Origin of the sequence: Vibrio sp. Hal054 (assembly GCF_037162405.1) — a bacterium.
GTDB lineage: Bacteria > Pseudomonadota > Gammaproteobacteria > Enterobacterales > Vibrionaceae > Vibrio > Vibrio diazotrophicus.
The window spans coordinates 1,196,382-1,221,973 of the sequence record NZ_JARLUT010000001.1; the positions used below are offsets into that span (position 1 = coordinate 1,196,382).

General features: G+C 43.6%; 24 protein-coding genes. 11 read left to right on the forward strand and 13 right to left on the reverse strand.

Annotated elements, in window-relative coordinates; translation table 11 throughout:
- The first annotated feature begins 3 nt into the window (after positions 1-3).
- A complete protein-coding gene (gene pheT / locus P4S58_RS05535; protein ID WP_337163107.1) occupies positions 4-2,391 on the forward strand; it encodes a phenylalanine--tRNA ligase subunit beta in 2,388 nt (795 codons plus the stop codon).
- Between the two features lie 446 nt (positions 2,392-2,837).
- Positions 2,838-3,134 carry an integration host factor subunit alpha gene (ihfA, locus tag P4S58_RS05540; protein WP_042488443.1) on the forward strand — a complete coding sequence of 99 codons (297 nt, stop codon included), beginning with the start codon at positions 2,838-2,840 and terminating at the stop codon, positions 3,132-3,134.
- Between the two features lie 93 nt (positions 3,135-3,227).
- Here the strand turns inward: ihfA and P4S58_RS05545 are convergent, their stop codons facing one another.
- Positions 3,228-4,001, reverse strand: a complete 774-nt coding sequence (locus tag P4S58_RS05545) for a phosphoribosylglycinamide formyltransferase (RefSeq protein WP_102964662.1) — start codon at positions 3,999-4,001, stop codon at positions 3,228-3,230.
- A gap of 321 nt (positions 4,002-4,322) precedes the next feature.
- Between P4S58_RS05545 and P4S58_RS05550 the strand changes: the two genes are divergently transcribed.
- Positions 4,323-4,970 carry a thiopurine S-methyltransferase gene (locus P4S58_RS05550; protein ID WP_102969096.1) on the forward strand — a complete coding sequence of 216 codons (648 nt, stop codon included), beginning with the start codon at positions 4,323-4,325 and terminating at the stop codon, positions 4,968-4,970.
- 91 nt (positions 4,971-5,061) lie between these two features.
- Here P4S58_RS05550 and purT read toward each other — a convergent pair whose 3' ends face one another.
- The 3 genes from purT to P4S58_RS05565 all read right to left on the reverse strand — a co-directional run bounded on the left by purT (position 5,062) and on the right by P4S58_RS05565 (position 8,643).
- Positions 5,062-6,237: a formate-dependent phosphoribosylglycinamide formyltransferase gene (gene purT, locus P4S58_RS05555; RefSeq protein WP_337163108.1), complete on the reverse strand. Its 1,176-nt coding sequence runs from the start codon at positions 6,235-6,237 to the stop codon at positions 5,062-5,064.
- A 104-nt stretch (positions 6,238-6,341) separates the two neighbouring features.
- Positions 6,342-7,655, reverse strand: coding sequence for a ferredoxin reductase family protein (locus P4S58_RS05560; protein WP_337163109.1), 1,314 nt, complete (start codon positions 7,653-7,655; stop codon positions 6,342-6,344).
- A 112-nt stretch (positions 7,656-7,767) separates the two neighbouring features.
- A complete protein-coding gene (locus P4S58_RS05565; RefSeq protein WP_102955645.1) occupies positions 7,768-8,643 on the reverse strand; it encodes an AEC family transporter in 876 nt (291 codons plus the stop codon).
- A gap of 326 nt (positions 8,644-8,969) precedes the next feature.
- Between P4S58_RS05565 and P4S58_RS05570 the strand changes: the two genes are divergently transcribed.
- Positions 8,970-9,632, forward strand: a complete 663-nt coding sequence (locus P4S58_RS05570; protein WP_337163110.1) for a CHASE4 domain-containing protein — start codon at positions 8,970-8,972, stop codon at positions 9,630-9,632.
- Positions 9,551-11,737 carry a sensor domain-containing protein gene (locus P4S58_RS05575; RefSeq protein ID WP_337163112.1) on the forward strand — a complete coding sequence of 729 codons (2,187 nt, stop codon included), beginning with the start codon at positions 9,551-9,553 and terminating at the stop codon, positions 11,735-11,737. Before P4S58_RS05570 ends, P4S58_RS05575 begins: the two co-directional genes overlap by 82 nt.
- An 87-nt stretch (positions 11,738-11,824) precedes the next feature.
- Here the strand turns inward: P4S58_RS05575 and cdd are convergent, their stop codons facing one another.
- The 5 genes from cdd to P4S58_RS05600 all read right to left on the reverse strand — a co-directional run bounded on the left by cdd (position 11,825) and on the right by P4S58_RS05600 (position 16,293).
- The gene (gene cdd, locus P4S58_RS05580) at positions 11,825-12,712 is read right to left on the reverse strand and encodes a cytidine deaminase (RefSeq protein WP_337163114.1); all 888 of its coding nucleotides are present in this window, start codon (positions 12,710-12,712) and stop codon (positions 11,825-11,827) included.
- 205 nt (positions 12,713-12,917) lie between these two features.
- Positions 12,918-13,595 (reverse strand): LrgB family protein, encoded by a 678-nt coding sequence (locus P4S58_RS05585; protein ID WP_269350564.1) that lies wholly within the window; start codon positions 13,593-13,595, stop codon positions 12,918-12,920.
- A complete protein-coding gene (locus tag P4S58_RS05590) occupies positions 13,595-13,960 on the reverse strand; it encodes a CidA/LrgA family protein (protein ID WP_042488464.1) in 366 nt (121 codons plus the stop codon). Before P4S58_RS05590 ends, P4S58_RS05585 begins: the two co-directional genes overlap by 1 nt.
- A gap of 48 nt (positions 13,961-14,008) precedes the next feature.
- Positions 14,009-15,433 (reverse strand): exodeoxyribonuclease I, encoded by a 1,425-nt coding sequence (sbcB, locus tag P4S58_RS05595; RefSeq protein WP_337163116.1) that lies wholly within the window; start codon positions 15,431-15,433, stop codon positions 14,009-14,011.
- Between the two features lie 143 nt (positions 15,434-15,576).
- Entirely contained in the window at positions 15,577-16,293 is a 717-nt protein-coding gene (locus P4S58_RS05600) for an NAD(P)H-binding protein (RefSeq protein ID WP_337163117.1), read from the reverse strand.
- A gap of 165 nt (positions 16,294-16,458) precedes the next feature.
- Between P4S58_RS05600 and cobT the strand changes: the two genes are divergently transcribed.
- From cobT to btuD, 6 genes are all read left to right on the forward strand, one after another.
- Complete coding sequence (cobT, locus tag P4S58_RS05605; protein ID WP_337163118.1) at positions 16,459-17,487, forward strand: nicotinate-nucleotide--dimethylbenzimidazole phosphoribosyltransferase; 1,029 nt, start codon at positions 16,459-16,461, stop codon at positions 17,485-17,487.
- The gene (locus tag P4S58_RS05610; RefSeq protein WP_337163119.1) at positions 17,487-18,287 is read left to right on the forward strand and encodes an adenosylcobinamide-GDP ribazoletransferase; all 801 of its coding nucleotides are present in this window, start codon (positions 17,487-17,489) and stop codon (positions 18,285-18,287) included. The genes cobT and P4S58_RS05610 overlap by 1 nt, the downstream gene beginning before the upstream one ends.
- Positions 18,284-18,838, forward strand: a complete 555-nt coding sequence (gene cobU, locus P4S58_RS05615) for a bifunctional adenosylcobinamide kinase/adenosylcobinamide-phosphate guanylyltransferase (RefSeq protein ID WP_337163120.1) — start codon at positions 18,284-18,286, stop codon at positions 18,836-18,838. The genes P4S58_RS05610 and cobU overlap by 4 nt, the downstream gene beginning before the upstream one ends.
- 265 nt (positions 18,839-19,103) lie before the next feature.
- Complete coding sequence (locus P4S58_RS05620; protein ID WP_337163121.1) at positions 19,104-20,132, forward strand: succinylglutamate desuccinylase; 1,029 nt, start codon at positions 19,104-19,106, stop codon at positions 20,130-20,132.
- 102 nt (positions 20,133-20,234) lie between these two features.
- Positions 20,235-21,230, forward strand: a complete 996-nt coding sequence (btuC, locus tag P4S58_RS05625) for a vitamin B12 ABC transporter permease BtuC (protein ID WP_102987783.1) — start codon at positions 20,235-20,237, stop codon at positions 21,228-21,230.
- Positions 21,217-21,972, forward strand: a complete 756-nt coding sequence (gene btuD / locus P4S58_RS05630) for a vitamin B12 ABC transporter ATP-binding protein BtuD (protein WP_337163122.1) — start codon at positions 21,217-21,219, stop codon at positions 21,970-21,972. Before btuC ends, btuD begins: the two co-directional genes overlap by 14 nt.
- 276 nt (positions 21,973-22,248) lie before the next feature.
- Here btuD and P4S58_RS05635 read toward each other — a convergent pair whose 3' ends face one another.
- The 4 genes from P4S58_RS05635 to P4S58_RS05650 all read right to left on the reverse strand — a co-directional run bounded on the left by P4S58_RS05635 (position 22,249) and on the right by P4S58_RS05650 (position 25,355).
- The gene (locus P4S58_RS05635) at positions 22,249-22,824 is read right to left on the reverse strand and encodes a nucleoside triphosphate pyrophosphohydrolase family protein (protein WP_042488492.1); all 576 of its coding nucleotides are present in this window, start codon (positions 22,822-22,824) and stop codon (positions 22,249-22,251) included.
- A gap of 120 nt (positions 22,825-22,944) precedes the next feature.
- The gene (locus P4S58_RS05640; RefSeq protein ID WP_042488495.1) at positions 22,945-23,295 is read right to left on the reverse strand and encodes a DUF2750 domain-containing protein; all 351 of its coding nucleotides are present in this window, start codon (positions 23,293-23,295) and stop codon (positions 22,945-22,947) included.
- 121 nt (positions 23,296-23,416) lie between these two features.
- Positions 23,417-24,040 carry an OmpA family protein gene (locus tag P4S58_RS05645; RefSeq protein ID WP_443089007.1) on the reverse strand — a complete coding sequence of 208 codons (624 nt, stop codon included), beginning with the start codon at positions 24,038-24,040 and terminating at the stop codon, positions 23,417-23,419.
- Position 24,041: 1 nt separating this feature from the next.
- Positions 24,042-25,355, reverse strand: a complete 1,314-nt coding sequence (locus P4S58_RS05650; protein ID WP_180980205.1) for a TolC family outer membrane protein — start codon at positions 25,353-25,355, stop codon at positions 24,042-24,044.
- Positions 25,356-25,592: the final 237 nt, after the last annotated feature.

Sequence of the window (25,592 nt, forward strand, 5' to 3'; positions counted from 1 at the left end):
ACAATGAAATTCAGCGAATCATGGCTTCGTGAGTGGGTAAACCCAGCGGTTACTACTGACGAACTAACGCACCAAATCACTATGGCTGGTCTAGAAGTCGATGACGTACTTCCAGTGGCTGGCGAATTCACTGGCGTAAAAGTCGGTTACGTTGTTGAGTGTGGTCAGCATCCAGATGCTGACAAACTGCGCGTGACTAAAGTTGACGTTGGTGAAGAAGAACTTTTAGACATCGTTTGTGGCGCACCAAACTGCCGTCAAGGCCTTAAAGTTGCTGTTGCAACTGTAGGTGCTGTACTTCCGGGCGATTTCAAAATCAAAAAAGCAAAACTACGTGGTCAACCTTCGCACGGCATGCTTTGTTCATTCTCTGAGCTAGGTATCGACGTTGAGTCAGAAGGCATCATGGAGTTGGCGGAAGATGCGGTTATCGGCACTGATTTCCGTCAGTTCCTAAGCCTAGATGACGTAACGGTTGATGTTGACCTGACTGCAAACCGCGCTGACTGTTTCAGCATTCGTGGTATGGCTCGTGAAGTCGGTGTTCTAAACCGCGCAGACGTCACTGAACCTTCAGTAGCACCAGTTGCACCTTCAATCGATGATGTTGTTTCAATTGAAGTGAAAGCACCTGCGGCATGTCCACGTTACCTTGGTCGTGTAATCAAGAACGTAAACGTACAAGCTGAAACACCACTTTGGATGCAAGAAAAGCTACGTCGTTGTGGTATTCGTTCAATCGATCCAGTTGTAGACATCACAAACTACATTCTTCTAGAGCAAGGTCAGCCAATGCACGCATTCGACCTAGCGAAAGTTGAAGGTGGTATTGTGGTTCGTCTTGCTGAGCAAGGCGAAAAGCTAACTCTACTAGACGGCACAGAAGCTGAATTAAACGCTAACACACTGGTTGTTGCTGACCACAAACAAGCGCTAGCTATTGCTGGTATCTTCGGTGGTGAAGGTTCTGGTGTAAATGCTGAGACTAAAGACGTTCTGCTAGAATGTGCATTCTTTGCTCCAGACCATATCCGTGGTCGTGCTCGTAGCTACGGTCTGCACACTGATTCTTCAATGCGTTTTGAACGTGGTGTGGATTTCGCACTACAAGTAAACGCAATGGAACGTGCAACTCAGCTTCTTGTTGAAATCTGTGGTGGTGAAGTAGCACCTGTTGTTGCTGTTGAGTCTGAAGCAGACCTACCTAAGCCAAATACAGTAACACTGCGTCGCACTAAATTGGATAGCCTGTTAGGCCACCACATTGCGGATGCAGAAGTGGTTGAGATTCTAGAGCGTCTTGGTATGTCTGTTGAAGCAACAGAAGCAGGTTGGACTGCAACAGCACCAACATGGCGTTTTGATATTGCGATTGAGCAGGATTTGATTGAAGAAGTTGGCCGTATCTACGGTTACAACAAGATTCCAAACCAAGCGCCGATTGCAGCACTAAATATGAACGCTCAAAATGAAGCGAACCTTCCGCTTAAGCGTGTTCGTGACCTTCTTGTTGACCGTGGTTATCACGAAGCAATCACATACAGCTTCGTTGAACCTGAGCAACAAAAACTGATCGTTAACGATGTTGAACCTCTAATTCTGCCATTCCCAATTTCTGCGGACATGTCAGCAATGCGTTTAGGCCTTATCCAAGGTCTGCTAAACACTGTGGTTCACAACCAAAAACGTCAACAACCACGTGTTCGTCTGTTCGAATATGGTCTGCGTTTCATCCCATGTGAGACAGCAGAAAACGGCATGCGCCAAGAGCCGATGCTTGCAGGTGTTATTGCGGGTACTCGCGGTGAAGAACACTGGGGTATGGAAACAGCAACGGTTGATTTCTTCGATCTGAAAGGCGATCTAGAAGCGATTCTTGAGCTTTCTGCGAACGAAAAAGCGTACAGCTTTGTTGCGACTCGCCATCCAGCGCTTCACCCAGGTCAATCTGCTGCAATTATCGTTGATGGCAAACAAGTTGGTGTGATTGGTACTGTTCACCCAGAGCTTGAACGCAAGTTTGGTCTGAATGGTCGCACAGTTGTGTTCGAAATCGAGTGGAATGCAATTAACTCTCGTGTGATTCCTGAAGCAGCTTCAGTTTCGAAGTTCCCTTCAAACCGTCGTGATATCGCAGTCGTTGTTGACGAAAACATTGCTTCTGGCGATATCGTAGCGGCATGTTATGCCTCTGGTGGTGAACTTCTTAAAGATGCAAAACTGTTCGACGTATACGTAGGTAAAGGTGTTGAAGAAGGTAAGAAGAGCCTTGCTATCGCACTGACGCTGCAATCTGTTGAACGTACGCTAGAAGAAGCGGATATTGCTGCAGCAGTAGAAGCTATTGTTAAAGCGGTATCTGAGCAGTTTGGCGCGAGTCTACGCGACTAATAAGCACTGAAGCAGTTCACGCATTAAAAGCAGGTTATATAACCTGCTTTTTTTCGCCGCTATGATGAGAAACTGACGTGAAATTGTCTCCAGTTTAGGAAAAATGTAATTTATTGATAAATAGCTAAATTGTTCTGGTGTGGCTGAAAAATTTTTTAAAATCACACAATAAGATGAAAATTCTTTAAATTTAAATTATTTAAGGGTTTTAATGTTGTTTTTGTTTTTCATTATCGGTTTTATAGTTTTAAATTATGCTTATATAGGTATTATATGTGTGTGATTTAATGCTGTTGGAAGTTAAGCTTAAATAAAAAAGTTGGCGAAAATCATAAGCTTGGCATACACTTTTCTCGTAAAGCCGATATGTCGTTGATTGGCTAAGCAAAATTGCTCTGGCGCTGTCGTTAGACAGCAAGGTTTAACATAGCTTTGAGGGAAGTTTTATGGCGCTCACAAAGGCCGAATTGGCTGAAAACCTGTTCGAAAAACTCGGGTTTAGCAAACGGGATGCCAAGGAAACGGTTGAAGTGTTTTTTGAAGAAATTCGTAAAGCACTAGAAAGTGGCGAACAGGTAAAACTCTCCGGTTTTGGTAATTTTGATTTACGAGACAAGAATGAACGTCCTGGTCGAAATCCAAAAACGGGTGAAGACATTCCGATTACCGCTCGACGAGTTGTTACGTTCCGTCCGGGGCAAAAATTAAAAGCCCGCGTAGAGAACATAAAAGTCGCGAAATAGTCGCCAGTATTAGACCACGCCATATCGCGTGGTCTTTTGTTTTTATGAAGTGTTATATGAAGTTTCAACCACCCCTGACGGTGGTTGATGTTTTTATGCTGCTTGAATATGTGTGGTGATATAAGGCTGCCAAGCCTGTTGGTAGAGGTTTTTCGATTCACTACGCATACGTTTAATCTTGGCTGTTTCGAGTGAGGTTAGTGGACGTTGTTCGCGTTTTGCTACACGCTCAATGTGCTGGATTTGTTCATAAAGCTTATGTTCTGCACCATTTTTCACATCTGCAATCGCTTTTAAGTGAAACTGCACTTCCGCAATAATACCCGTCTTAGGTAACTCGATCAGAATATTCAAATCACGATAGCCAGAAGGGGCAGGTGATTTAAAACGATTCTTCACTTTGACAATGGTGGCTTCTTTACTCAGTGACTCATAGGCATCCATAAGGCTGGATACATCGTTCGCGACAATGGTTGCTCGCGCTAAATCAGTGATTCGTGCAGCATTACCATCAAGTTCGGTCATCACTTTTTCTTTGGCTCTGTGGGCGGATTTCACTCCTGCAAAGTAGGCTTCGGTGGATGTTAATAGCGCGGTACTTTTACATAAGGTTTCGAGTTCTGCCTGCGCATAGTGTGACTTGCTGTAGAGGATATCGAAGTCGTTATAGGGTTGATATATGGCTTCTTTCGAAGTGGCAATAGAATACAAGCCGCTTAAGCTGTGTTTAAAGCGCTTAGAGGTGAGTTGATTTTCAAATTCACCGCCTTGTGCCTCTGCTGGCATGGTAGGGGGCACAGCCGCGAATGCCGGTGCTCGGCTCAATACTAGAAGCATTAGGGCCGCAGTACGTAGGAACTGGCTCATTCACTCTCCTTGATTTGTGCTGAAAAATCAAAAGTGGCATTTAAGGGCGCGTTTTTCAGATAGCAAATTTCAAGAAGCTGTAATAATCAAATGGGGCTGTAAGCTTTGAATTCAATGCAGTTTGCCGACTCAATATGGTTATTGTCTATCAGTTCACATTTTTAGCGTGTGTAGGTAAGAGCATTGATGAGCACTTATAGTTCCTTACCCGGTTGTAAATGAATGTTTCTGATTATGCGAAATGAGATTTGACTATCTCTGTGAATGAGAAATGGTTACCCTTATGGGCCGAATAAAACCAAACACATTTAGAGAGCGTTGATGAAAGATCCAGAATTCTGGCATAGCAAATGGGCGTCCAATCAAATTGGTTTCCACCTTGATGACGTGAATCCGTTATTGATAGAACACTGGCACAGAACAGAGCCAAAAAGAGAAGAAAAAATCTTTGTTCCTTTATGTGGTAAAAGTGAAGACTTAGTGTGGTTGGCGACAAAGCATAATCAAGTGCATGGCGTAGAGCTAAGCTCTATTGCAGTTCGTTCTTTTTTTGCTGAGCATTTCTATACTCCGTTAGTGATTCAACTGAATGCGCACCATGAGTTATATCAGTTTGATGAGCTATCAATTTATACCGGCGACTATTTCACAGCACCTGTAGAGACATACGATATTGTTTACGATAGAGCTGCGCTTGTTGCTCTGCCAGAAGAGATGCGTAAAGAGTATGTAGAACGACTCAAGTCGTTGTTAAATCCGGGTGGACGCATTCTGCTCGTCACATTGGATTACGAACAACACGAAATGGCTGGGCCTCCTTTCAGTGTTCCTCAAGAGGAAATAGAGCAATTGTTTGCAGAGTTCTCTGTTGAAAGGTTGCATCAGGACAGTGCCAATGCACAGCATCCTAAAAGAGCCAAAAAAGGTTTATCGCGATTTGCAGAAGAGGTTTGGTTGATCAACAGCTGAACCCTGAAACAAAAATAACCCAGCAATGCTGGGTTATTTTTTAGCGCTTAGCCTTCACCGAGAGTGGTGTTGATGGCTTCAGGCGTTTGGATTAGTAAATAATCTTCACGGCTTTCGCGCATTCTAATGCTTTGTCTACCGCTTCGGTTGTATCTTTACCACGAGCAAGTGCAACACCTAAGCGACGACGACCATCAATGTCTGGTTTGCCAAACAGGCGGATTTGAGATTGAGGTACAGACAGCGCTTCACCAATACCATCGAAGCGAATGTTGGTTGACGTACCTTGGCCAAGAATCGCAACTGAAGCCGATGGGCCATATTGGGTAATTTGACCAATAGGCATACCAGTAAATGCACGAACGTGTAGCGCAAACTCAGAAGCATCTTGAGACATCAAGGTAACTAAACCGGTGTCGTGCGGGCGAGGCGAGACTTCGTTAAAGATAACGTGGTCACCTTTGACAAACAGTTCAACACCGAAGATACCGTATCCGCCGAGCGCATTAACAATTTGCTCTGCCACATATTCTGCTGCTTTAAGAGCGTTTTCAGACATCGCTTGTGGCTGCCATGATTCACGATAGTCACCATCTTCCTGACGGTGGCCTATTGGCGCACAGAAGTGAACACCGTCTACAGCGCGTACGGTTAATAAAGTAATTTCGTAATCGAAATCGATGAAGCCTTCAACGATAACGCGACCAGCGCCAGTGCGACCACCTTCTTGCGAATATTTCCACGCAGTCTCAATGTCTGCTTCCGTTTTAATGACGCTCTGGCCTTTGCCTGAAGAGCTCATGACAGGTTTACAGACACATGGAATACCCACATGTTTAACCGCAGCAACGAAATCCTCGTAGTTATCAGCAAACTTAAACGGAGAAGTCGGCAGAGAAAGTTCTTCAGCGGCGAGGCGACGAATACCTTCACGGTTCATGGTAAGACGAGCCGCTCTCGCTGTCGGAACTACATTCAAGCCTTGTGCTTCGAGTTCAACCAACTTTTGAGTTGCGATAGCTTCAATTTCAGGAACTACGTAGTCAGGCTTTTCTAGTTCGATGATCTTTTGAAGTGCTTCACCATCAAGCATGTTAAGAACATGGCTGCGATGAGCGACTTGCATTGCCGGGGCATCAGCATAGCGGTCGCATGCAATTACTTCCAGACCTAAGCGTTGACATTCAATCGCTACTTCTTTGCCGAGTTCACCAGAGCCAAGTAAAAGTACACGGGTTGCATTATCACGTGTAGCAGTCCCAAACATAGTTATTCCTTTTTAATTTTGTAGTAGTAACTAAAAACTGCCGTCATCATACTGGAATATCTCGCAAAAGCAAACGTTTGCGCTGCTTTCGTCTGATAGGCAGTTTATCGCATCACAAACCGCTCTGAATGAAAGTTTTGCTTGCTAAGTCCTAAACCTAAAAGCCTATTTTTCAGTGCGTTACCAAAACTGATCGGTCCACAAAAACTGACACTGGCTTGGGACAAATCAATGTGTTGAGCGACTCTGTCAGCACACAGAAATTCGTTGTGGCTAGCGGTATAGATATGCAGTTTCACATAGGGTAGTTTGCTCACTAATTTTTCCAGCAACTTAACAAAGTATGTTTGGTCATCATTGTCCCGACAGTAGAACAGGTCGATGTGTCTGCTGGTTGAATGAGGCAGGTGAGCCAAATAGTGTAGCCACGCTATGAAAGGTACGATAGCGATACCAGCACCAATCCAAACTTGGTTTGATGATTTTGGTATTTGGAATCGACCATAGCCACCTTCGACAGCAACTGCTCTGCCCACCGACAAAGAGTCATAGAGCGCATGAGTGTAGTCACCGAGATCTTTGATCGCGAACTCTATCTCTTGGTTGTGGGAATCGTAATTAAGCACCGAAAACGGGTGTGGAGATTCGCCATCATTGAAGTTGAGATAAGCAAACTGTCCTGCACGATACTTCATCATTTCGTTGAGCTTTATTTTTACATGCAACACCCGAGATTGGCTTGCTTGATCATGAATGCGTTGAATAGCAGTCACTTGACCATTGACTATGCGAGCACGCCCAATTGAACCTGTTAACGAAACAAACGCACAGATAGAACCTACAATTGCGGCTAGCCAAATCACCGAGTTAAGGCCAGCTGAACTCCATTGATAATCAAGCAAAAACACACTATGAAACGATCCTGCGAGGAAAATAGCGCCACCTAGTTTATGTGTAAAACGGAATTTCCGATAACTGATCGCTTGGATAAGACTGATGGCGACAAACGCGAGAAAGACATAAAAAGTGTATTCGCCAACCACTTTTGCCCAGTGGGTCCAATTAATACCTTCAGCAAGTTGTCCTAGACGTTGCCTTTTCTGTTGACCTTCAATGAGTTCTAGGCTGACCAACCATTTCGCTGATTTAACTAATACCCAATGTATTACCATAGTGACAAGCGCACCAATGCCCATCTGTTTATGAATGGCGTAGCCTTTATCTAGTCCATGTACATATTCTTCTACACTAGGAATACGCATCGCCAGCAGCATTGCCACTGCCATATAAGCAAAGCCAAGTGCGCCTGTAAGCATGGTGAGTTGATGACGCCAGAAGAAGTAATTGGCATCGGGTTGCCATGTAAGCCATACGGATGGAAGCCATAACAGTATGATGAGTAGCGTGATTTTTTTCATGACAATTATTCCACGTGTTTCTTATGGTTTAATTGTAGTTCTGCGGCTTCGGCTAGGACATCGACTTTATCTAGTTTTACTTTGGTTGACCTAAGTTTACATATCGCATTCTCTATAGTGAGAAGGCAAAAATGAGTAACAGAGGCAGGGTGAAAATACTGAGGAAATTACCAAACAACACCATTGAGGCGACGTTGGTTGCTTCAATCTTGTATCGCTCCGCAAACAGATAGTTCATGACTGCTGGTGGAAGCATAGTGAATAACACCATCATTTTTAACTGCATGGGCGGTAAAGGAATGAAGTAGTAAATACAGCTAAATGCGATAGCACCAGTAAACAGTGATTGAGCGGTAGAGATCAGTCCCACTTTGAAGCCAGCCATTTTCATATTGGTCATCTGTGCGCCTAATGACAGTAACATCACAGGCACTGCAGCCTGACCAAGTAGCTTTGTTGCTTCATATAGCGGTTCCCAGACATGAGTTCCTGACAAGTTAAGGCACATGGCAACAGTAGCAGCGATAAACACAGGAGCCGTAAAGATCTGCTTAAATGAACCTCCTTTACTTAATACTGCAAGCCCGATACTGATGTGTAAACAGGCAGAAACAACAAATAGCAGCACCGCAGAAGAAAGAGCTTGCTGGCCGAATGCGTAGGTGAAGAGAGGGATGGCTAAGTTACCGCTGTTTCTAAACATATGCAGTGGAGCCCATGCTTTAAAGTTCCAACCACCAAGTTTGCATATCGGAATCATAAGCAAGCCGGGAATGAGCACGGATATTAAAGATGCATAAATCAGGGGAAGCTCTGAGCTGCTAAGTGGCATGGTGGACAATGAAGAGAATACTAATGCTGGAACAAAGGCATCCATATTGATTCTGTTAATCGGGCGGAAATCAGGTTTGAGCCAACGACCAATGAGATAGCCAATAATGACCAGTGCCATTACAGGGAAAAGTATCCGAACGACTTGTTCAAACATAGGTATCCTTACGAGTGTTTGACACGAAGAAAGTCCAAATTATCAGTCTATTAACCAATCGTCATTGGCGTAGACGTCAATCTGTGCGCTTCGTATATAAATGATGAAAAGTACGGCGGTACAGAGTTGAACAAGCTAAATGGTCGGCATAGGAGTATGTAAACGATGGTTTACACAGCAAATTAATACTCAAAAGGAGGTATTGGTTCCAAATATTGATGAGATTTATAATTTATTTCATTTTGTAATTAGACATATATCATTAAATTCTTATGTGATATGTGTTATTTGTATCGCAAATAATAATTTGAGAGTTGATGCGCTCCTTGAATAAATCATCCCGCTTACGCTTTGTTACGCTACACACGAAAACTGCATTTTTATTTGCAGTTGGACTGGCTAGCATCATTTTCAGCAGTCTTTTTCTTACCCGTTATTTCTTTTTATACAGTCTGAATGAACTAGAAAATATTGAGATCCACAGGGCGAGCTCACAAGCCTATGCTGTTATTGATTCGTTAAGTGTTAGGCAGGAAGAAGCTTCCCATGACTGGGCATATTGGAGTGAGACTTATGATTTGCTCACTCAGTCTGATACTGGTTTTGAAGAACGCAACTTGTATATGGATAGCCTTGACTCATTAGGGCTCGACTTCATGTCATTCATTAATAGTCGGCATGAGTATGTAGCAGGCCTTGGGCGGGATATTGAAGATGCCAAAGCATTCACGCAAACATTGCTACAAGATAAGGGCATTGCTCAACATCTCGATAAAATGAAACGCGTTCTCGACAGCGGGAAAAGCGGTACTTATGGATTAATCCGTGAGGGTGACGATATCTGGGTGGTTAGTATTACTCCCGTGCGTAACGGAACCAGCGAATCAGAATTTGCCGGATGGATGTTGTGGGGGCAGAATTTGCCGGATGGATGTTGTGGGGGCAGCATTTGTCTGACCGTTTCCCTTCTGACTTTGTTGGCATCTTAACGGCTCAGAACTCAATCATTACCGATCTTGATGAGATTAAGCATCTTGATGAACACATTCATGAAGAAGGTATAGATGAGCACGATGATATAGATGTTTTTCGAACAGATTCAGAGCTTTACCACTATACATCGTTAAGCGATATCTATGGTGAAGAGATCGCTGCTTTAAAATCTCGTGAGTCGCGTACCTACTATCAAAAAGGTGAATCGGTCTTTTACTATCTCATCTTTGCTATTAGCGTGGTTACAACGCTGGTTTCTATCGTTATTTTCATTTTGTTCAGGAACAACGTAGGTAAGCGATTCAGCTACTTTGAACAGGACATAAAAGCCCTGATATCAAGCGATGAAGTGAACCTTGAAGGCCATCGGGATGAGTTTGAACGCATCACGACCTTAGTACAGTTTTTGGCTAACAACTCCTCAAAAACAGAAGGCAAACTAAAAGATACGCTGCAAAAATTCGAAGCGCTATACCACAGTCAAACACTGGGTATGGTGCTTGTGGTCGATCAAATGATCGCTGACGTGAACCAAGCATTGTTAGATTTGCTTGGCTATCAGCGTAGTGATTTGGTTGGTCAGCATGTAGAAACGCTGTGTGCTCACAGTAGTGATTCTATTTGCAGCGCTGAACAGTTATTCATCAATTTGAGTCAGGGCTTACGTCAGTTTGAAGCAGGACTTAACAACAGTTATGGCGAAACCGTTCACTGTGTGATTGAAGCAACTCAGTTTGAGCAAGATGACAAGATGGCGGTTATGTTGTCGATAAAAGATATCAGTGAGCAGAAACAGCAAGCGGTATTAATCGACTCCCTCACTCATCGAGATTCGGCAACGGGATTATTGAATCGTCCGACTGTTATTAATCTTATTAAGGGCTTTTTCCAAAGTTCAGATCAAGAACAGAACTACTCGATCGTTTATTTCAACGCGTCAAGGCTTAAAGAAATCGATGAAGTTTACGGACATCTGGTTCATGACAGTGTTTTAAAACACCTTGCTGATAACTTGCTGATTCGATTTGGTGACGAGTTCACAGGGCGTATCAGTGAAAATGAATTCTTAGTATGGTGCGTAGAAAAGGATTATCGACAGCTGGAAAGAATGGCAAACCGGTTGCTAGAAAGTTATTCATCAAAGATAAGTGTTTCTGGTTTTGAGTTCGATATTGGCTTAAAAGCGGTGTTTGTTCGTTCTTCTTCGAGTTTTGCTAACTTTGAAGATTTCAGCTATGTCGGCCTTTACGCCCTGACAGAAATGAAATTTACAGGCAAAAGGGAGCTTGTGACGGTTGATGAGAGTCTGATTAAAAGATCACAAGAGTCACTCGCTTTGAATCGCGACATTATGAAAGCGCTAAAAAGTGGCGAAATTGTTGCGCACTATCAACCTATTGTTCACGCAAGTACTGGACAGGTTGTCGGTTTCGAAGCGCTGGCTAGATGGCGTCATCCAACATTAGGAATGGTCTCTCCTGGGCTGTTTGTCCCGCTGGCGGAGCAACGCCGATTAATTGTTGAGCTCGGTGAAGTGATCCTAGAGCAGGCGTGCGAGTTTATCAGGGATATGCAGCAAAAGAGCACCAGTTCTTCGCAAAACAGAATGAGTATTCATGTCAATTTGTCGACCCCTCATTTCCACCATAAGAGCTTGGTGGAAACCTTGGTCAATCTGATAGAGAAATACCAACTGTTGCCGGGGCAACTGGTACTGGAGCTAACAGAAAGTATTTTGTTGGGTGCTGAAGATGAGATCGTTGAACGTATGGAAGCGATCAAATCTTTGGGTGTTCAACTGGCGCTCGACGACTTTGGTACAGGCTACTCGTCATTCAGTTCACTGTGTAACTTCCCGCTTGATATCATCAAGCTTGATAAGTCTTATATTGATAATTTGGATGTCAACGACAAAGCAAAAACCTTAGTCAGGAACATCATTCACATGTCGCAGGAGCTCGGTATGACAACCGTGGCTGAAGGGGTTGAAACGGCTTCACAGCTTCGTAAGCTCAATGTCTGGAACGTGGATGAAATTCAGGGTTATTACTTCTTCAAACCTATGGATAAACACCAAGCTTTAGAAAAATTTGCGAAATAGGTGATTAGAAAAAGCAGGTGAGCAGAAAAAGTCGCTGACAACAAAAAAGCCAGACAAGAGTCTGGCTTTTACATGACTAAGCCACTGTTAAAGTGCGATGTAGCTTAGTGGCAAAGATGAACTCAGTGATGCAAGCGTTGCTTGAGTATCGACAAAGTGGCTTACGCTACCTTTCTCAAGCTCAGCCAGAGTGGCCGCTTCAATGTTGTCGAAAGATTCGCCAGCCATTCTCATCTGAATTAAAGCGACTTGAAGTGGCGGTAAGCTTGGGTTAAACGCCGCGTTTTCAGCATATGCACCCAAATAAGTTTTACCGGACGATGATTTCAATGCCACACCACTTAAGTTTTCAGAGTAAGGGGCATAGCTGCTGTTGAGTGCCGCTACGGCCGATTGCATCAGTGGCTCCAAGTCTTCTCCGTTGTAACCGTGATCGTTTTTGTGCATCAGGACTTGCGTGATACCTAGATCGGCAGGACCAAAGGATTCCGGTAAGTAGTATTGCAGAGAGTTGGCATCACGTTTTGGTAACTGAATCATCAAGCTTTTAGAGGTGGTAAGTTCGTTCATGAATTGACGACAGTGACCGCAAGGACTGTAGTTCACAGTGATATCACTGATACCTTCCTCACCCTTCATCCAAGCATGGCTGATAGCTGCTTGTTCTGCGTGAATGGTTTGTCCCATCTGAACTTTTGAGAATTCCATGTTGCCGCCGAAATAGATGCGGCCAGACAATCCACGAGCTAGAGCTCCAACATAAAATTTCGAAATAGGTACGTAAGCATATGCTGCCGCAAGAGGCAGTAATTCAATACGAAGGTCTGCGTCACTCATTCCTGTAACGGAAAGTAGTTGCTTAAATTGGTCAGGAGATAGAGTAGCGTCAAAATCATCAGCTAATACGATTGGCGATAAAAACTCCGCCATCGGTCGTTGCATGTCTGCTAATGCCTGTTCAATACGGCCTTTCATAGATATTCCTAATTAATACATTGAGCTTTAGTTTAGGGGAATACACTAGATTTACTGCGATCAAAATCTCATTATTAGATGCAACGTATTACATGTTTACATAATTAGAGTGATGTCACACATGAGAGGCTAGGTAAGGAAGAATTTGGCTCAGACTCTATAGGAAATACAGTCTAAGCCTAAATTAGATAGAGATGACAATGAGTTAGTGAACAAACCAAAGTACAAAAGCAAATAAGCTAGGCGCTAGAACTGAGGTTATGACACCACAGACGACCAGAGCGAGCGAACTAAAAGCCGCGTCTTTCTGATCTTTTTCTGCACAAGTCGCTGTGCCGAGGGCGTGGGAGACATTACCCATGGTTAATCCTCGAGCAATAGGATGCGTGATATTCAGTAAGTTATAAATTGGGTACGCCACAATGGCGCCAAATACACCGACCAGCAGTACCATGATGGCTGCAATTGCCGGTTCTCCACCTAAATTGTTTGCGACTTCCATCGCTATCGGTGTGGTGACAGATTTACCCATGAGTGCTGCAATTAAAGCGATATCAACATTCATTAATGCGGCAATGATCCCTGTTGTCAGCATAGAAAGCACGCTTCCCACACCACAGGCAAGCATGATGATTTTCCAATTTGCACGAATCTGAGGAAGCTGTTCATACAAAGGGTAAGCTAAAGCAACGACGGCAGGCTGAAGCATATAGTTCACCCATAGGTTGTCTAGCTCGTAAGTCTCGTAGGGGACTTTTAGCAACATGAGCACAGGTATAATAATACCAATGCTTATCAACAGTGGATTGGCAAACGGTGAATTCAGTTTGCGAGCGATCCATCTAGAAACAAAGAACACCGCTATAGTGACTAGCAACCACATCATTTGCCTCCTTTTTTCAAAATGCGATCAAGAGAGAAGGCTAGGATCACAAGCACTAACGTAGTGCCACCGATGGCGCTAGCTAAGATAGACCAGATGTTGTTTACCAATATGTCGAAGTGCACCATTAGACCGACACTGGTCGGGATGAAAAGCAGAACCATATAGCGAATGAATAAGCTCGCACTTGGTTTCACCCAAGAAGAAGGTAGGAGTCCGCTCGACATGAGTCCAAACAGGATCAACATACCAATAATGCTGCCAGGAATAGAAATACCTAACCAAGATTGAAGATTATTACCTGCCAGCAAACAGAGAAATATCATTCCCATTGATACCAGGTATTTAAGTGCGGTTTGAGCCATGAAACGTTGTTGCCATTTATATGTATAGAAAAACCTAGGGGTTAGCCTCTAGGAAACGAGTTTTGAGACGTATTGATAGACGGATTTTAAAATAGCAATTTTCTTTTCGTCACTCTCATGCTCATGAACTAAGTTTTCTAAATTGAGCATGTAATCTTCAATTCGCGACTCATAAAAATCACGGCAGTGATTCGCCCAGCGACGCTGTTCATTTTCATCCAGTGTCCATGGGAAGTGACGGGCACGATAACGGAATAATAAAGGTTCAATTCTCTTGTCCGCAAAAGTGATATCCAGTGCTGCCAAATTTTCTGGTGGTGTACCGCGGATAATTTCCATCGACGCTTTATCCGCCGGAGAGAAGAAACCGTCGTACAACTGCGTATCTACATCGGCGCTCTGTTCATATTCACGCTCAATCGAAAACAGAGAAACTAGCTTTTCTCTGATCTCTGGATGCTGGCGAATCAGTGCTAAGTTCGCTAAACACTGTTCGCGATTGATGCCTATTTTGTCTGCATTTTCGGCGGTAAGCGTTTTTGCAGGTGCAAGAATAGGGCACTTGTTGAGATGAACCAATTTGACAGGGACAGGCAGTTCGTCCGGAGCGAGTTCATCACGTTTGGTATAAAGACGCGTATGCAATTCTTCACTGGAAAGCTCTAGTAATGGCTGAGGATCTTTGGCTAAGTCAGCCACAATCACAGCATTTTGATTGGTTGGATGCCAAGCAATAGGAACAATCCAACTGGTGTATTGGCATTCTCTGCCTAACATTCCGGAGACATGCATTAGTGGTGTCATATTGACGATATCCACCAACTCATTGAGTTTGCGCTTATGGCGCATAGTAAAGAAATAATCAAATAGCTTTGGTTGTGCGGCTTTGACTTTCTTAGCCAGTTCGATAGTGGCGATCACGTCAGCCATCGCATCATGCGCATTTTCGTGTTCAATACCATTGGCTTTTGACAGATGTTCAAGTTTGAAGCTGGTAAATCCTTCTTCGTTTTCAGGCCAAACAATGCCTTCAGGACGAAGGGCATGGCAAGCACGCATCACATCGAGTAAGTCCCAACGTGAATTGCCGTTCTGCCAGCTCCAAGAATACGGATCGAAAAAGTTGCGATAGCAAGTATAACGCGTGACTTCGTCATCGAAGCGAATGCTGTTGTAACCAAGGCTGGTGGTATTAGGCTGAGAAAGTTCGTGATGAATACGAGCAATGAACTCTGGCTCTGGTAGACCTTGAGCCATCGCCTTTTGTGGCGTGATACCCGTTATTAGCGCTGCCTCTGGTGCAGGTAAATAATCGCTAGGTAGTTGGCAGTAGATAACTAATGGTTCACCGATAATATTAAAATCCATATCGGTACGTACGCCAGCAAACTGACTAGGACGATCTTTCGCTGGGTTAGTGCCCCAAGTTTCATAATCGAAGAAGAAGTAAGCTGGCGAGTTTTCCTGCTGCATGTGTGATTACCAAATCGCTGAAAGATTTACAGGTATTAGAACATCCCCCATACGACTAAGCAATCACCATGGCGTGTCGCAACCGTTTGTTCAGTAACTTATCTCATCGTCTGGCTAACTATTGGGCAAGTTATGGTCTGATCTTAACCGTACTTTTCCAGCATGTGTCGCATGGCGATGCTATCGAGCACGGTCACATGCTTTGAATCTGTATCGAATAAGCTGTAAAGCATGCTTCTTGCTACAGCTTCTGCACTTATTGGGACGAGATTTCTCAGTTTTCCAAACAACAGGTATCTGCCGACGCTCATAAATTTTTGTAGCAGAACCTCATCTGGGCGAGTGATTGTTCTCTGGCCTACTAAAGGGCCCGGCCTGACGAATGTGACATGTGAAAAGCCGATTTGACGAATGGTTTCTTCCATTCGACCTTTGCAGCGTAAATAGTGGGAGCGAGATCTTGGATGCGCGCCGTAACTAGAAACAACCGCTAACCTTTCAACTCCGAGCAATTTCATTTGCTGAGCGACATGACAAACGAGTTCGAAATCGATTTTTTCCAATCCTTGCTTTGAACCAGCCAGTTTTAACGTCGTGCCCAGTGCGATGATCCCCAATGTTGGGCGACTGTTTGAGTTTTCCCAATGTTTTATGTTCAGTTCTGCATCTATAAGCTGGGTTAACTTACCATTTGCTGTTGAGAGAGACTCTGGCGCAAGTGGCTTTCTGCTCAAGGTAAAAATATGTTCAAGTGCGTGCTCATTTAAAGCAATGTCTAGACAAGATGAACCGACTAAACCTGATGCTCCCGCGATAATGAGAACGGGTTTGTTTGTTGCTGTAAAAGGGGCGTCTTTCATCGTTGCTTCCCAGTTGTTTAATGTCATGCTGTGAAATTAAGCTAATTACTCGACAATATACAAGTATTTCATTTATTGGCGCTTTGTAGGTTTGGCGTCGGATGGATTTTGTGAGTAGACTGCGTCATCTCTTTTGAAATTTAAGCATTGTTCAAGGAATCAATAATGTTAGATCTATCGTTTAACGATGCAATTTGGCACCGTATTAATCAAAAAACCAAACCACTAGGTGCTTTAGGGCAATTAGAGCAAGTTGCTCATCAACTGGCGTTAATTCAAAGTCAGGGGCAGCAACAAGCGGTTGAACATATTGCGATTCAACAGCCAACGGTATTGGTATTTGCCGGTGACCATGGCATTGCGGATGAAGGGGTCAGTATTGCTCCTAGCGCTGTAACACAACAGATGGTACTGAACTTTTTGGCGGGTGGTGCTGCTATCAATTGTTTCTGCCGAGCGAATAATGTGGCAATGAAAGTCATTGATACAGGGATATTGTTGCCAGTGGATGCGCAGCATCCTGATTTTATTGTTCAACGTTTAGGTGTTCGCACCGAGAATTTTGCTAACCAGCCAGCTATGTCGTTAGAGCAAGTTGAGCAAGGATTAGATCACGGTCAGTCACTGGTTGAAAGTGTGATTGATGCTGGCAGCAACTTAGTGATGTTCGGTGAGATGGGCATTGCTAATACTTCAAGTGCTGCCGCTCTGTTAGCCAGCTTGTCTGATTTGCCTGTTGAAGAGTGTGTTGGTAAAGGCACGGGTATTTCTGATCAGCAGCTTGAGAAAAAGTATCAACTGGTCGCGAAAGGCGTAGAACGCTCTAAAGGCAAGGGCGTGAAAGAGGTGCTTGCCGAGGTTGGTGGATACGAGATCGTTCAAATGGTAGGCGCATTTTTAGGTGCTTATCGTAAGCGTACACCTGTGCTCGTTGATGGGTTTATTGTCACGGTCGCCGCTTATGTTGCCACGCTTATTGAACCAAAGTGTCGAGACTATATGATATTTGCGCACTGTTCTGACGAATCGGGGCATAAAAAGGTACTGAACTTATTAGAAGCAACGCCTCTGTTGAACCTACATTTGAGACTCGGTGAAGGTACAGGCGCGGTTCTTGCGGTTCCACTCATTAAGGCGGCAGCCGAGTTTTACAACAACATGGCGAGTTTTGCTGAGGCAGGAGTGACAGTGTAATGCTGACCAGACTCAAATATCAGTTTGAACTGTTTCTTTTGGCGCTCAGTTTCTTTTCTCGAATTCCTGTGCCCGCCAATTTGCCTTATAGCAGTGAAAGGATGAATCAGTCTGGCCGATATTTTGCGCTGGTTGGAATACTTCTTGGGGCAATTTGCGCTGGTTTTTATGCTTTAGTTGATCTGCTTTTGACACCTGAAATCAGCATTTTTTTGACCATGGTGCTGAGCTTGATGCTGACGGGAGCCTTCCATGAAGATGGACTTGCCGATATGGCGGATGGTGTAGGTGGAGGAATGACGGTAGAGCGTCGTTTAAGCATCATGAAAGATAGCCGGATCGGCACTTATGGTTCGGCCGCGTTAATAATGGCTCTGTTGGGTAAATATGTGTTGCTGGTTGCGGCCAGCGACATTATTTCCCTTATCCCCATTTGGTTGGTGGGCTACACGTTAAGCCGCGCTGTCGCGTCGTCCTTCATCTTCAATACGCCCTATGTGTCCGACAGTGATACTAGCAAAAGTAAACCGTTAGCTCATAAACAGAGCTACAACGAATTGGCTGTGGTTGTCATCACTGGTTTAGCGCCTTGCGTGTTGTTAGATGGTTATTTGACTCTGGCTCTTATTGCTTTAGCGGTTGTTTTTCGTCAGCTATTCAGACGTTGGTTGATCTGCCGACTTGGAGGGTTTACCGGTGACTGTCTGGGGGCTGCACAACAGCTCATGGAATTGATGATCTATCTTGTGGTTGTAGTTTTTGCGCAAAATGGTTTACCCGTTTTAGGAGCTGAGTGGTGACAGTACGCTTGATACTTGGTGGGGCAAGAAGCGGAAAATCCAGTTTTGCTGAGCAATTAGCAAAGAGCAAAGTGCGTTTTGATAGTACAAAAGCGTTGCACTACGTAGCGACAGCGATCGCATTTGATGAGGAGATGGAGACCCGAATACAACATCACCAAAATCAGCGCGGAAATGGCTGGATTGAACATGAATGCCCTTACGAATTGGCGAAAACTCTTGAGCAGTTATCTAGTGATGATGTAGTGCTGGTGGACTGCCTGACACTTTGGTTGAATAACGTGATTTACAATCATGGTCAAATGCGCGATTCGAAACAATTAGCCCCAGTAATCAAGCATCTTATTGATGTGTTAAAACAGAGTCGGGCAGATATTACGTTGGTATCCAATGAAGTCGGCATGGGGCTAACACCTGAAGGTGAGGTATCGCGCCTATTTATTGAACATGCAGGTTTGATGAATCAATGGATTGGAGAGATCTCTTCTGAGGTGATTTTCGTCGCCGCTGGTTTAGCAAAAGTACTAAAGGGACCAAACTCAGAGTTGTAAACTGCGGTGTGTGATAAAAGAAAATCCAAAATTGAGATTTAAGACAAGCGTTTCAACGAATTGGAACTGATAGGGTATAGAGTCTCAATAACAGTTAGGATAGAATTCGCCTTCAATGTCATTCAGTTAATAGTCGAACAGGTTATAAAAGTACAGCAGGCATATTTCATTTTATATTGAAGTTCAGCTCAATAAGTGAGATCGCTTCAACATAAATTGTTTGCTCAATTCTTTAACATACCGCTGTGCAATAAAGGAGTAGCGCATGACGAAGTCTCTATTTCGCCAATCTTTTCTCTTCGACAGTCTAGATCTTGAACAATCCGTAAAGTGTACAGCGGTGACTACACCGGCAGGCGTCACTCTCAAATTGCTTCAACGCGGTATTTTAGAAGTTGTGCCAGCTAAACACGACGACGATACCAAAAACATCGTTATTTCTTGTGGTATTCATGGCGACGAAACGGCTCCAATGGAGCTTATCGATAAACTCGTGAATGATATTTTGAGTGGCTTCCAGACGGTAAACGAAAGATGTTTATTCATCATCGCGAATCCTGAAGCAACCAAGCTGCATAAACGTTCATTGGATGAAGATTTGAATCATCTGTTTGACGAAAAAGCCCACGAAGAAAGCAAAGAACTAGCCATAGCAGATAACCTTAAACTGGTGATTAAGGATTTCTATGCTGAGAGCGATGTAAAGTCTCGCTGGCATTTAGATCTGCATTGCGCTTTTCGTGATTCAAAACATTATTCATTTGCGGTCAGCCCTAAATCGCGTCATCCAGTGCGCAGTAAAGAGCTATTGGATTTTGTCGAGAATGGTCACATTGATGCAGTGATGTTCTCTAATGCGCCAGCAAGTACTTTTAGTTGGTACAGTGCGGAAACCTACGCTGCACAAGCCATGATGATTGAACTCGGTCGTGTCGCTGAAATCGGCTCTAACGATTTACAGTGCCTAACGGCATTTGATTTGTCGCTACGTGATTTGGTTTCCAGAAGCCAATCTGAGCATTTGCCTAGAAAGGCTACGATGTACCGCGTGAGCCGAACGATTGTTCGTATTCATGACGACTTTGATTTCTTGTTTGACGATAATATCTCCAACTTTACGAGCTTTATGCATGGCGAAGTTTTTGGTCATGATGGCGATAAACCACTGATGGCGAAGAATGAAGAGGAAGCGATTGTGTTTCCGAATCGATATGCCGCGGTGGGCGAACGGGCTGCACTTATGGTGTGTAAAGTAAAAATTCGTTATGAAGACGGTCAAGCGGTATACGATTAACAGGTTTATTGCTGGTCTTCTATATTGAAGCTTTATATTTGAATGGCTTAACGGTAAGGTTAAGCCATTCTTTTTTGAACCGTTATTTTTACATGAACGTCTATGGATTTTAGTCAACTCATGCTGCTTAAGCAGCGGCGCTGGATACGAGCAGGCTATCTTTTGCTCGCATTGTTAGCATTAGCCAGCGTGGTCTATCTGATGGTTGGTGAAATCTTTATCTCGCCTTTCAGTTCATTTGATGCACTCGAAACTCGTTTGGTGTTTGATTTACGTTTGCCAAGGCTTTTCGCAGCCATGATGATTGGCGCTGCACTAGCGGTTTCCGGTGCAACTCTTCAAGTGTTACTTGGTAATGTGTTGGCAGAGCCGGGGATTATTGGTATCTCTGGCGGTGCAAGCGTTGCGATGGTTATCCTGCTGTTCTTCTTCCCAGCTATTGCTAGCCCTGAAGCTTTTATGATTTCTGCAATTATAGGGGCTCTGATCTTTACTTTATTGCTGGTGTTTATCGCCAACGCAATGAGGCTTACAACAACCCGACTGCTTTTGGTGGGTGTTGCGTTGGGTATCTTGTCTGGTTCCGTCGTCACATGGGCATTTTATTTCAGTGATGAACTGAGCTTACGTCAACTTATGTATTGGCTTATGGGGAGTATTGGCGGTGCTAGTTGGTATCAACACACTCTTACTCTTATCGCATTGCCTGTCATGGGATGGTTGCTTTATCAGGGATCCGTATTGGATAAACTGATGCTTGGAGAAACCCATGCAAAACAGCTAGGTGTAGATGTAGTCAGCATTCGCTGGAAACTGATCATCGCCGTATCCGTTTTAGTGGGCGCTGCGGTTGCCCTAGGAGGCGTGATAGGCTTTGTTGGCTTGGTGGTACCCCATCTACTGCGTTTAGCCCTAGGCTCTGAAAACCGCATGCTATTGCCTCTGAGTGCTGTCAGCGGTGCTCTTCTGATGGTACTGGCCGATATTGTTGCGCGCTTGGCTCTGGATTCTGCTGAGCTACCATTAGGCGTTGTCACTACCACTATTGGCGCACCCATTTTTATTTGGATGCTGGTAAGAAATCATGATTCGCGTTAATAGCCTGCACGTTAAAGAGCGTTTACTGCCTTTGTCATTCCAATGCCAAGCAGGAGAAATACTTCATGTTGTTGGTCCTAATGGCAGTGGTAAAAGCACGCTTCTCTCTGCATTAGCGGGAGTGATTGACTGTGCAGGAGATGTTTTACTCGGCGATTTTGATATCAAGAAAAACTCTTTGAGTGAGTTGGCTTTGCGCAGAGCTTACCTATCTCAGAGTGAGAAGCCCGCTTTTAATCTCGATGTCTTCCAATACCTCGCGTTATCTCTCCCTACTAATAGCTTATTGCATGACTCAAAAGTTAAAGAAGCGGTGAAGCTGTTTACTCATATATTGAAGATTGACGATAAGCTTCACCGCTCAATTCATCAGTTGTCTGGTGGAGAATGGCAACGAGTTCGACTCGCAGGTAGCTGCCTGCAAGTTTGGCCAGCTATCAATCCTTATTCTCAGCTACTTATTCTTGATGAACCGGGTGCACCATTAGATATCGCCCAAGAAGGGATGCTTTATCAATTGATTGCGAAAATGGCGCATGAGGGATTGGCTGTTGTTATGGCGAACCACGATTTGAACCGAAGCTTGCAGAACGCAAACAAAGTATTGCTGCTTGAGCAAGGTGTCGTACAGAGTATCGGTGAGCCGACAGAAGTCTTAAGTGAAGATAATTTACGTAATGTGTTTAACACTTCTGTGAGATGTGTCTCTCTTGATGGCAAACCATATTTAGTTTTCGATTAGTTTTGGTGCATTGAGCACAAATCTGGGTCAGGTTTCAAAAGGTCTTGTGTACTAACTTATTGTTTATATTAAGAGTGAAAGATTAATTTCTTTAAATATCAATGAGTTATTGTTTATTTAAAAGTTGGCACACTATTAGCATTAATAAGAGTGATACATTCTCGTTCTTGTTAGGCTTTTTATAGTCTCATTAGCCACCTTGCTCCCAAGGTGGCCTTTTTTTATCTGCGATTCCGCGAGCCTAAAGGCAGCTGACATTCAAAAAGCAGTTAAGAACTATTGAGTTAGAGCTTCTAGGTTTGCTGGACGGTAATAAACGGACTTTAGGACTTTACCTTGACGAATAGTTTTGCTTTCAGACACGAAGTCTTCTGCACATTTCGCGATGAGATAATCGCCTTTTTGTACCGCCATTAGTTTAATACCTTGCTCAGCGTAGAACGCTTCTGTATCGCCATATTCTTTTTCGTTGCGACAAACTTTGCTCATGTTCGAGCTATGAACCTCATCCCAACAAGGAAGGAAATCAATACCACGATTGACCGCAACATTCAGTAGTAGGTCGATCAAGTAGCTGATGGCGATGTTGTCATTGATATTGCGATGACCAAGGTGCACGAGGCGACCCATAAGTACATACACACTGTCCACAATCGCATCCGCTTGTTCAGTTTTGCTGTCTGCTTCAGCCAGTTCGGTTAGTTCTTCGATGGCTAATGAGGTATGAAGGGTATCTGCTTTTGCATCTAAGCTTGCTGGGTCCGCTACTGGTAAGTCAAAAGTGCTACGGAATTCGTTGATGTCGCGGTATAGATGATCGTAAATTTCTTGTGTCAGCTTAGATAAATGCATGGGTTCAATCCAGTTGAAAATAAACAGGTCGTCATAGTACCAAAGCTCGTACTACAAATACAAAACAAGACGCTAATCGCGTCTTGTTTAAGTGGTCATGAATTGGCTATGCCAATTCACTTAAAGATACATTTTTGCCAGTTCTGAAGGCTCAAGTTCTTTTCCGTCTAAAGTTTGGTTCCAGTTAGTGCCAACAAGAACGCCGTCTTCATCAAGAGTGATCAGCCAATCTTCAACGAAAATATCCAGTGGGATCTCTAGAACTTCGAAGTCTGCCCATTCTTCAACATTGTGCAGCTCAGCGTCTTCTTTTGAAGACCAGAAAGGCATTACTTCGCTTTCTTCAAATTCTGTTGATTCACAAGATAACCAACCTTCTTCATTACGCAAACCCCAAACCAGTTGGTTTTCTTGGGTTTCTTTGATGAAAAGTTCTAGGTTAGCTTGAACATCTGCTGTTAATTTGCTCATTTTATTTTCTCATTAAGAATGATGCACGAAGGGTAGCACTTTGAGGCATTTTTTCCCATTAAGATTTGGATAACTCACAATAAAAAGGCGGCTAATCGCCCGCCTTTACTGATATGTAGGTTTATTTAGGCAGTGCCGTAAATATGCTCCACTCTTTGACGATTGCACCTTTGTAGCCAACCACCGTCGCTGTCACTCGACGATTTAGTGCATGAGCAACTTGTGTATCACCATGAGAAGCAAGTTCAGTGTCGCCGAAACCAACAATTCTCACTCTGTTGCGCTCAACACCGTAGCGTAGTAATTGAGCTTCTACTGCTTCAGAACGTCGTTTAGATAAGTTGAGATTATGTTCTTGGCTACCGACTTTACTTGCATGACCTTTGATTTCGATAGAAGCCGAAGGGTAGGTGTTTAGGAATTCCGCCATTTGACGAATCTGACTAACAAACACCGGCGGAATATCACTAGAATCATTAGCAAATAGGATGTGTAAGCTTTGTAGCTTCGACGTTTTAACAAAGGTACCACATCCATCATTATCGATTTCCGATAGTGAAGGGGTATCTGGGCAAAGATCTCGAGCGTTGATTACTCCATCGTTATCATCGTCTTCAAGATCTGCGACTTGATTGATCTGCGGTAGAGCAATGTAATCATATTCATCGCTAGCTACATTTTCTTCAGCATAAGCGAACATCGCAGCGCTTAAGGTCGCTGTAAGAATAACAAATGTGCCTTTCATCTTAGTATTTCACCTTCTCTGTCCATTCCGGAGCGACATCAACTCGCAATGCATCTAGTAAATTACCTGTAGCGTTCATAACGCGATACTTTGCATATTGCTCAGCGTATTTCGCATCCAAATAGTCTTTACGGGCTTCAAACAGTTCATTTTCTGTATTGAGTAAGTCAAGAAGCGTACGTTGACCAATCAGATACTGTTTGCGATATGAAGCAACGGTTTGGGAAGTTGAATCCACATGGTCAGCTAAAAATTCTTTTTGCTGCAGCGTCAGATCGAGAGCGCTCCATGACAAACGTAAGCCTTCCTCTACGGCACGGAATGTATTTTCACGTAAATCTTTTGCTTTATTGAGTTGATAAGCGGCGCTTTCGGATTGGTCACTATCGCTACCACCATTGAAAATGTTATAGCGTAATCTCACCATTGCACTGAGTTCATCACCACTGCCTTCCTTACCTCCCGCATCGTCATACCAACGTTGAGATGCTTCCAACGAAATAGTTGGATAGTAGGGCGCTTTTGACTGTTTATATTGAAAACGAGCTGCGTCTACATCTGTTTGCGCCACTTTAATGACTGGATGTTCATCGAATGCTTTTTTCAGAGCGTCATCAATAGTGTAAGGAATTGCAGTACTGTCCGCTCGAGGAAAGGTTAAACCTAAAGGCTCTTGACCAACTAAACGGCGAAATTGAGTATGCGTATCGTACAAATTGTTTTGTGCCGCAAGTAAGTTACCCATTGCTTTAGCGATGCGAGCTTCAACTTGAGTTACATCGGCGATAGACCCTACACCAGAATCAGCACGTTTTTTTATATCACGATAGATTTCTTTATGCGTTGCCAGGTTTTTTTCTGAAAGTACGAGAATTTCGTAAGCTTTGGTCGCTTCAAGATAAACATCAGTGACTTCTAGTGCTTTATTAGAAGCATCAGCAAGAAGTTGGTAGCGGTCTGATTCTGCTTCAGCAGCTGTACGATCCATATCATTTAATGTTGATGAGCCATCCCAAATAAGTTGATTAAGAGTGAGGGCTGCATCTTTACGAGTCATATCTGTATCAGGATTACCAGTAGACGAGGCGGGATTTATACCTTCGTATCCAATACCAGCATCGAGGTCGATTTTAGGTAAATATGCCCCAGAAGAAGCATTTGAATCAGATAAGCGACTTTTATATTGGTTAAACGCACTTTTCAATTCAGGGTTTGCAGCAAGAGTCAATGACACAGCTTGTTCAAGTGTCTGTGCAGACACGGATCCTGCGAGCACTAAAGAGCAGAAAAGTGTTTTAGTTGGTAACCCTTTCAAGATGAACTCCATCAAAAATGACATGTACAACGGACACCGAGTCTAAGGCAAAAGGAGTCTCATTGATAAGACGAGTACTTAGATGTGTCAAAAATGTGACTAAAAATGTGATGAATATAGGTTTTTTGCATAGTTTTAGGTTGATGTATAACAAATGCTTTATGTAACACATTAATGAATAAGTATTTTCTGTATGTAATGCGGTAAGAAAAACCTTACACAAAGGCTATCATGAAA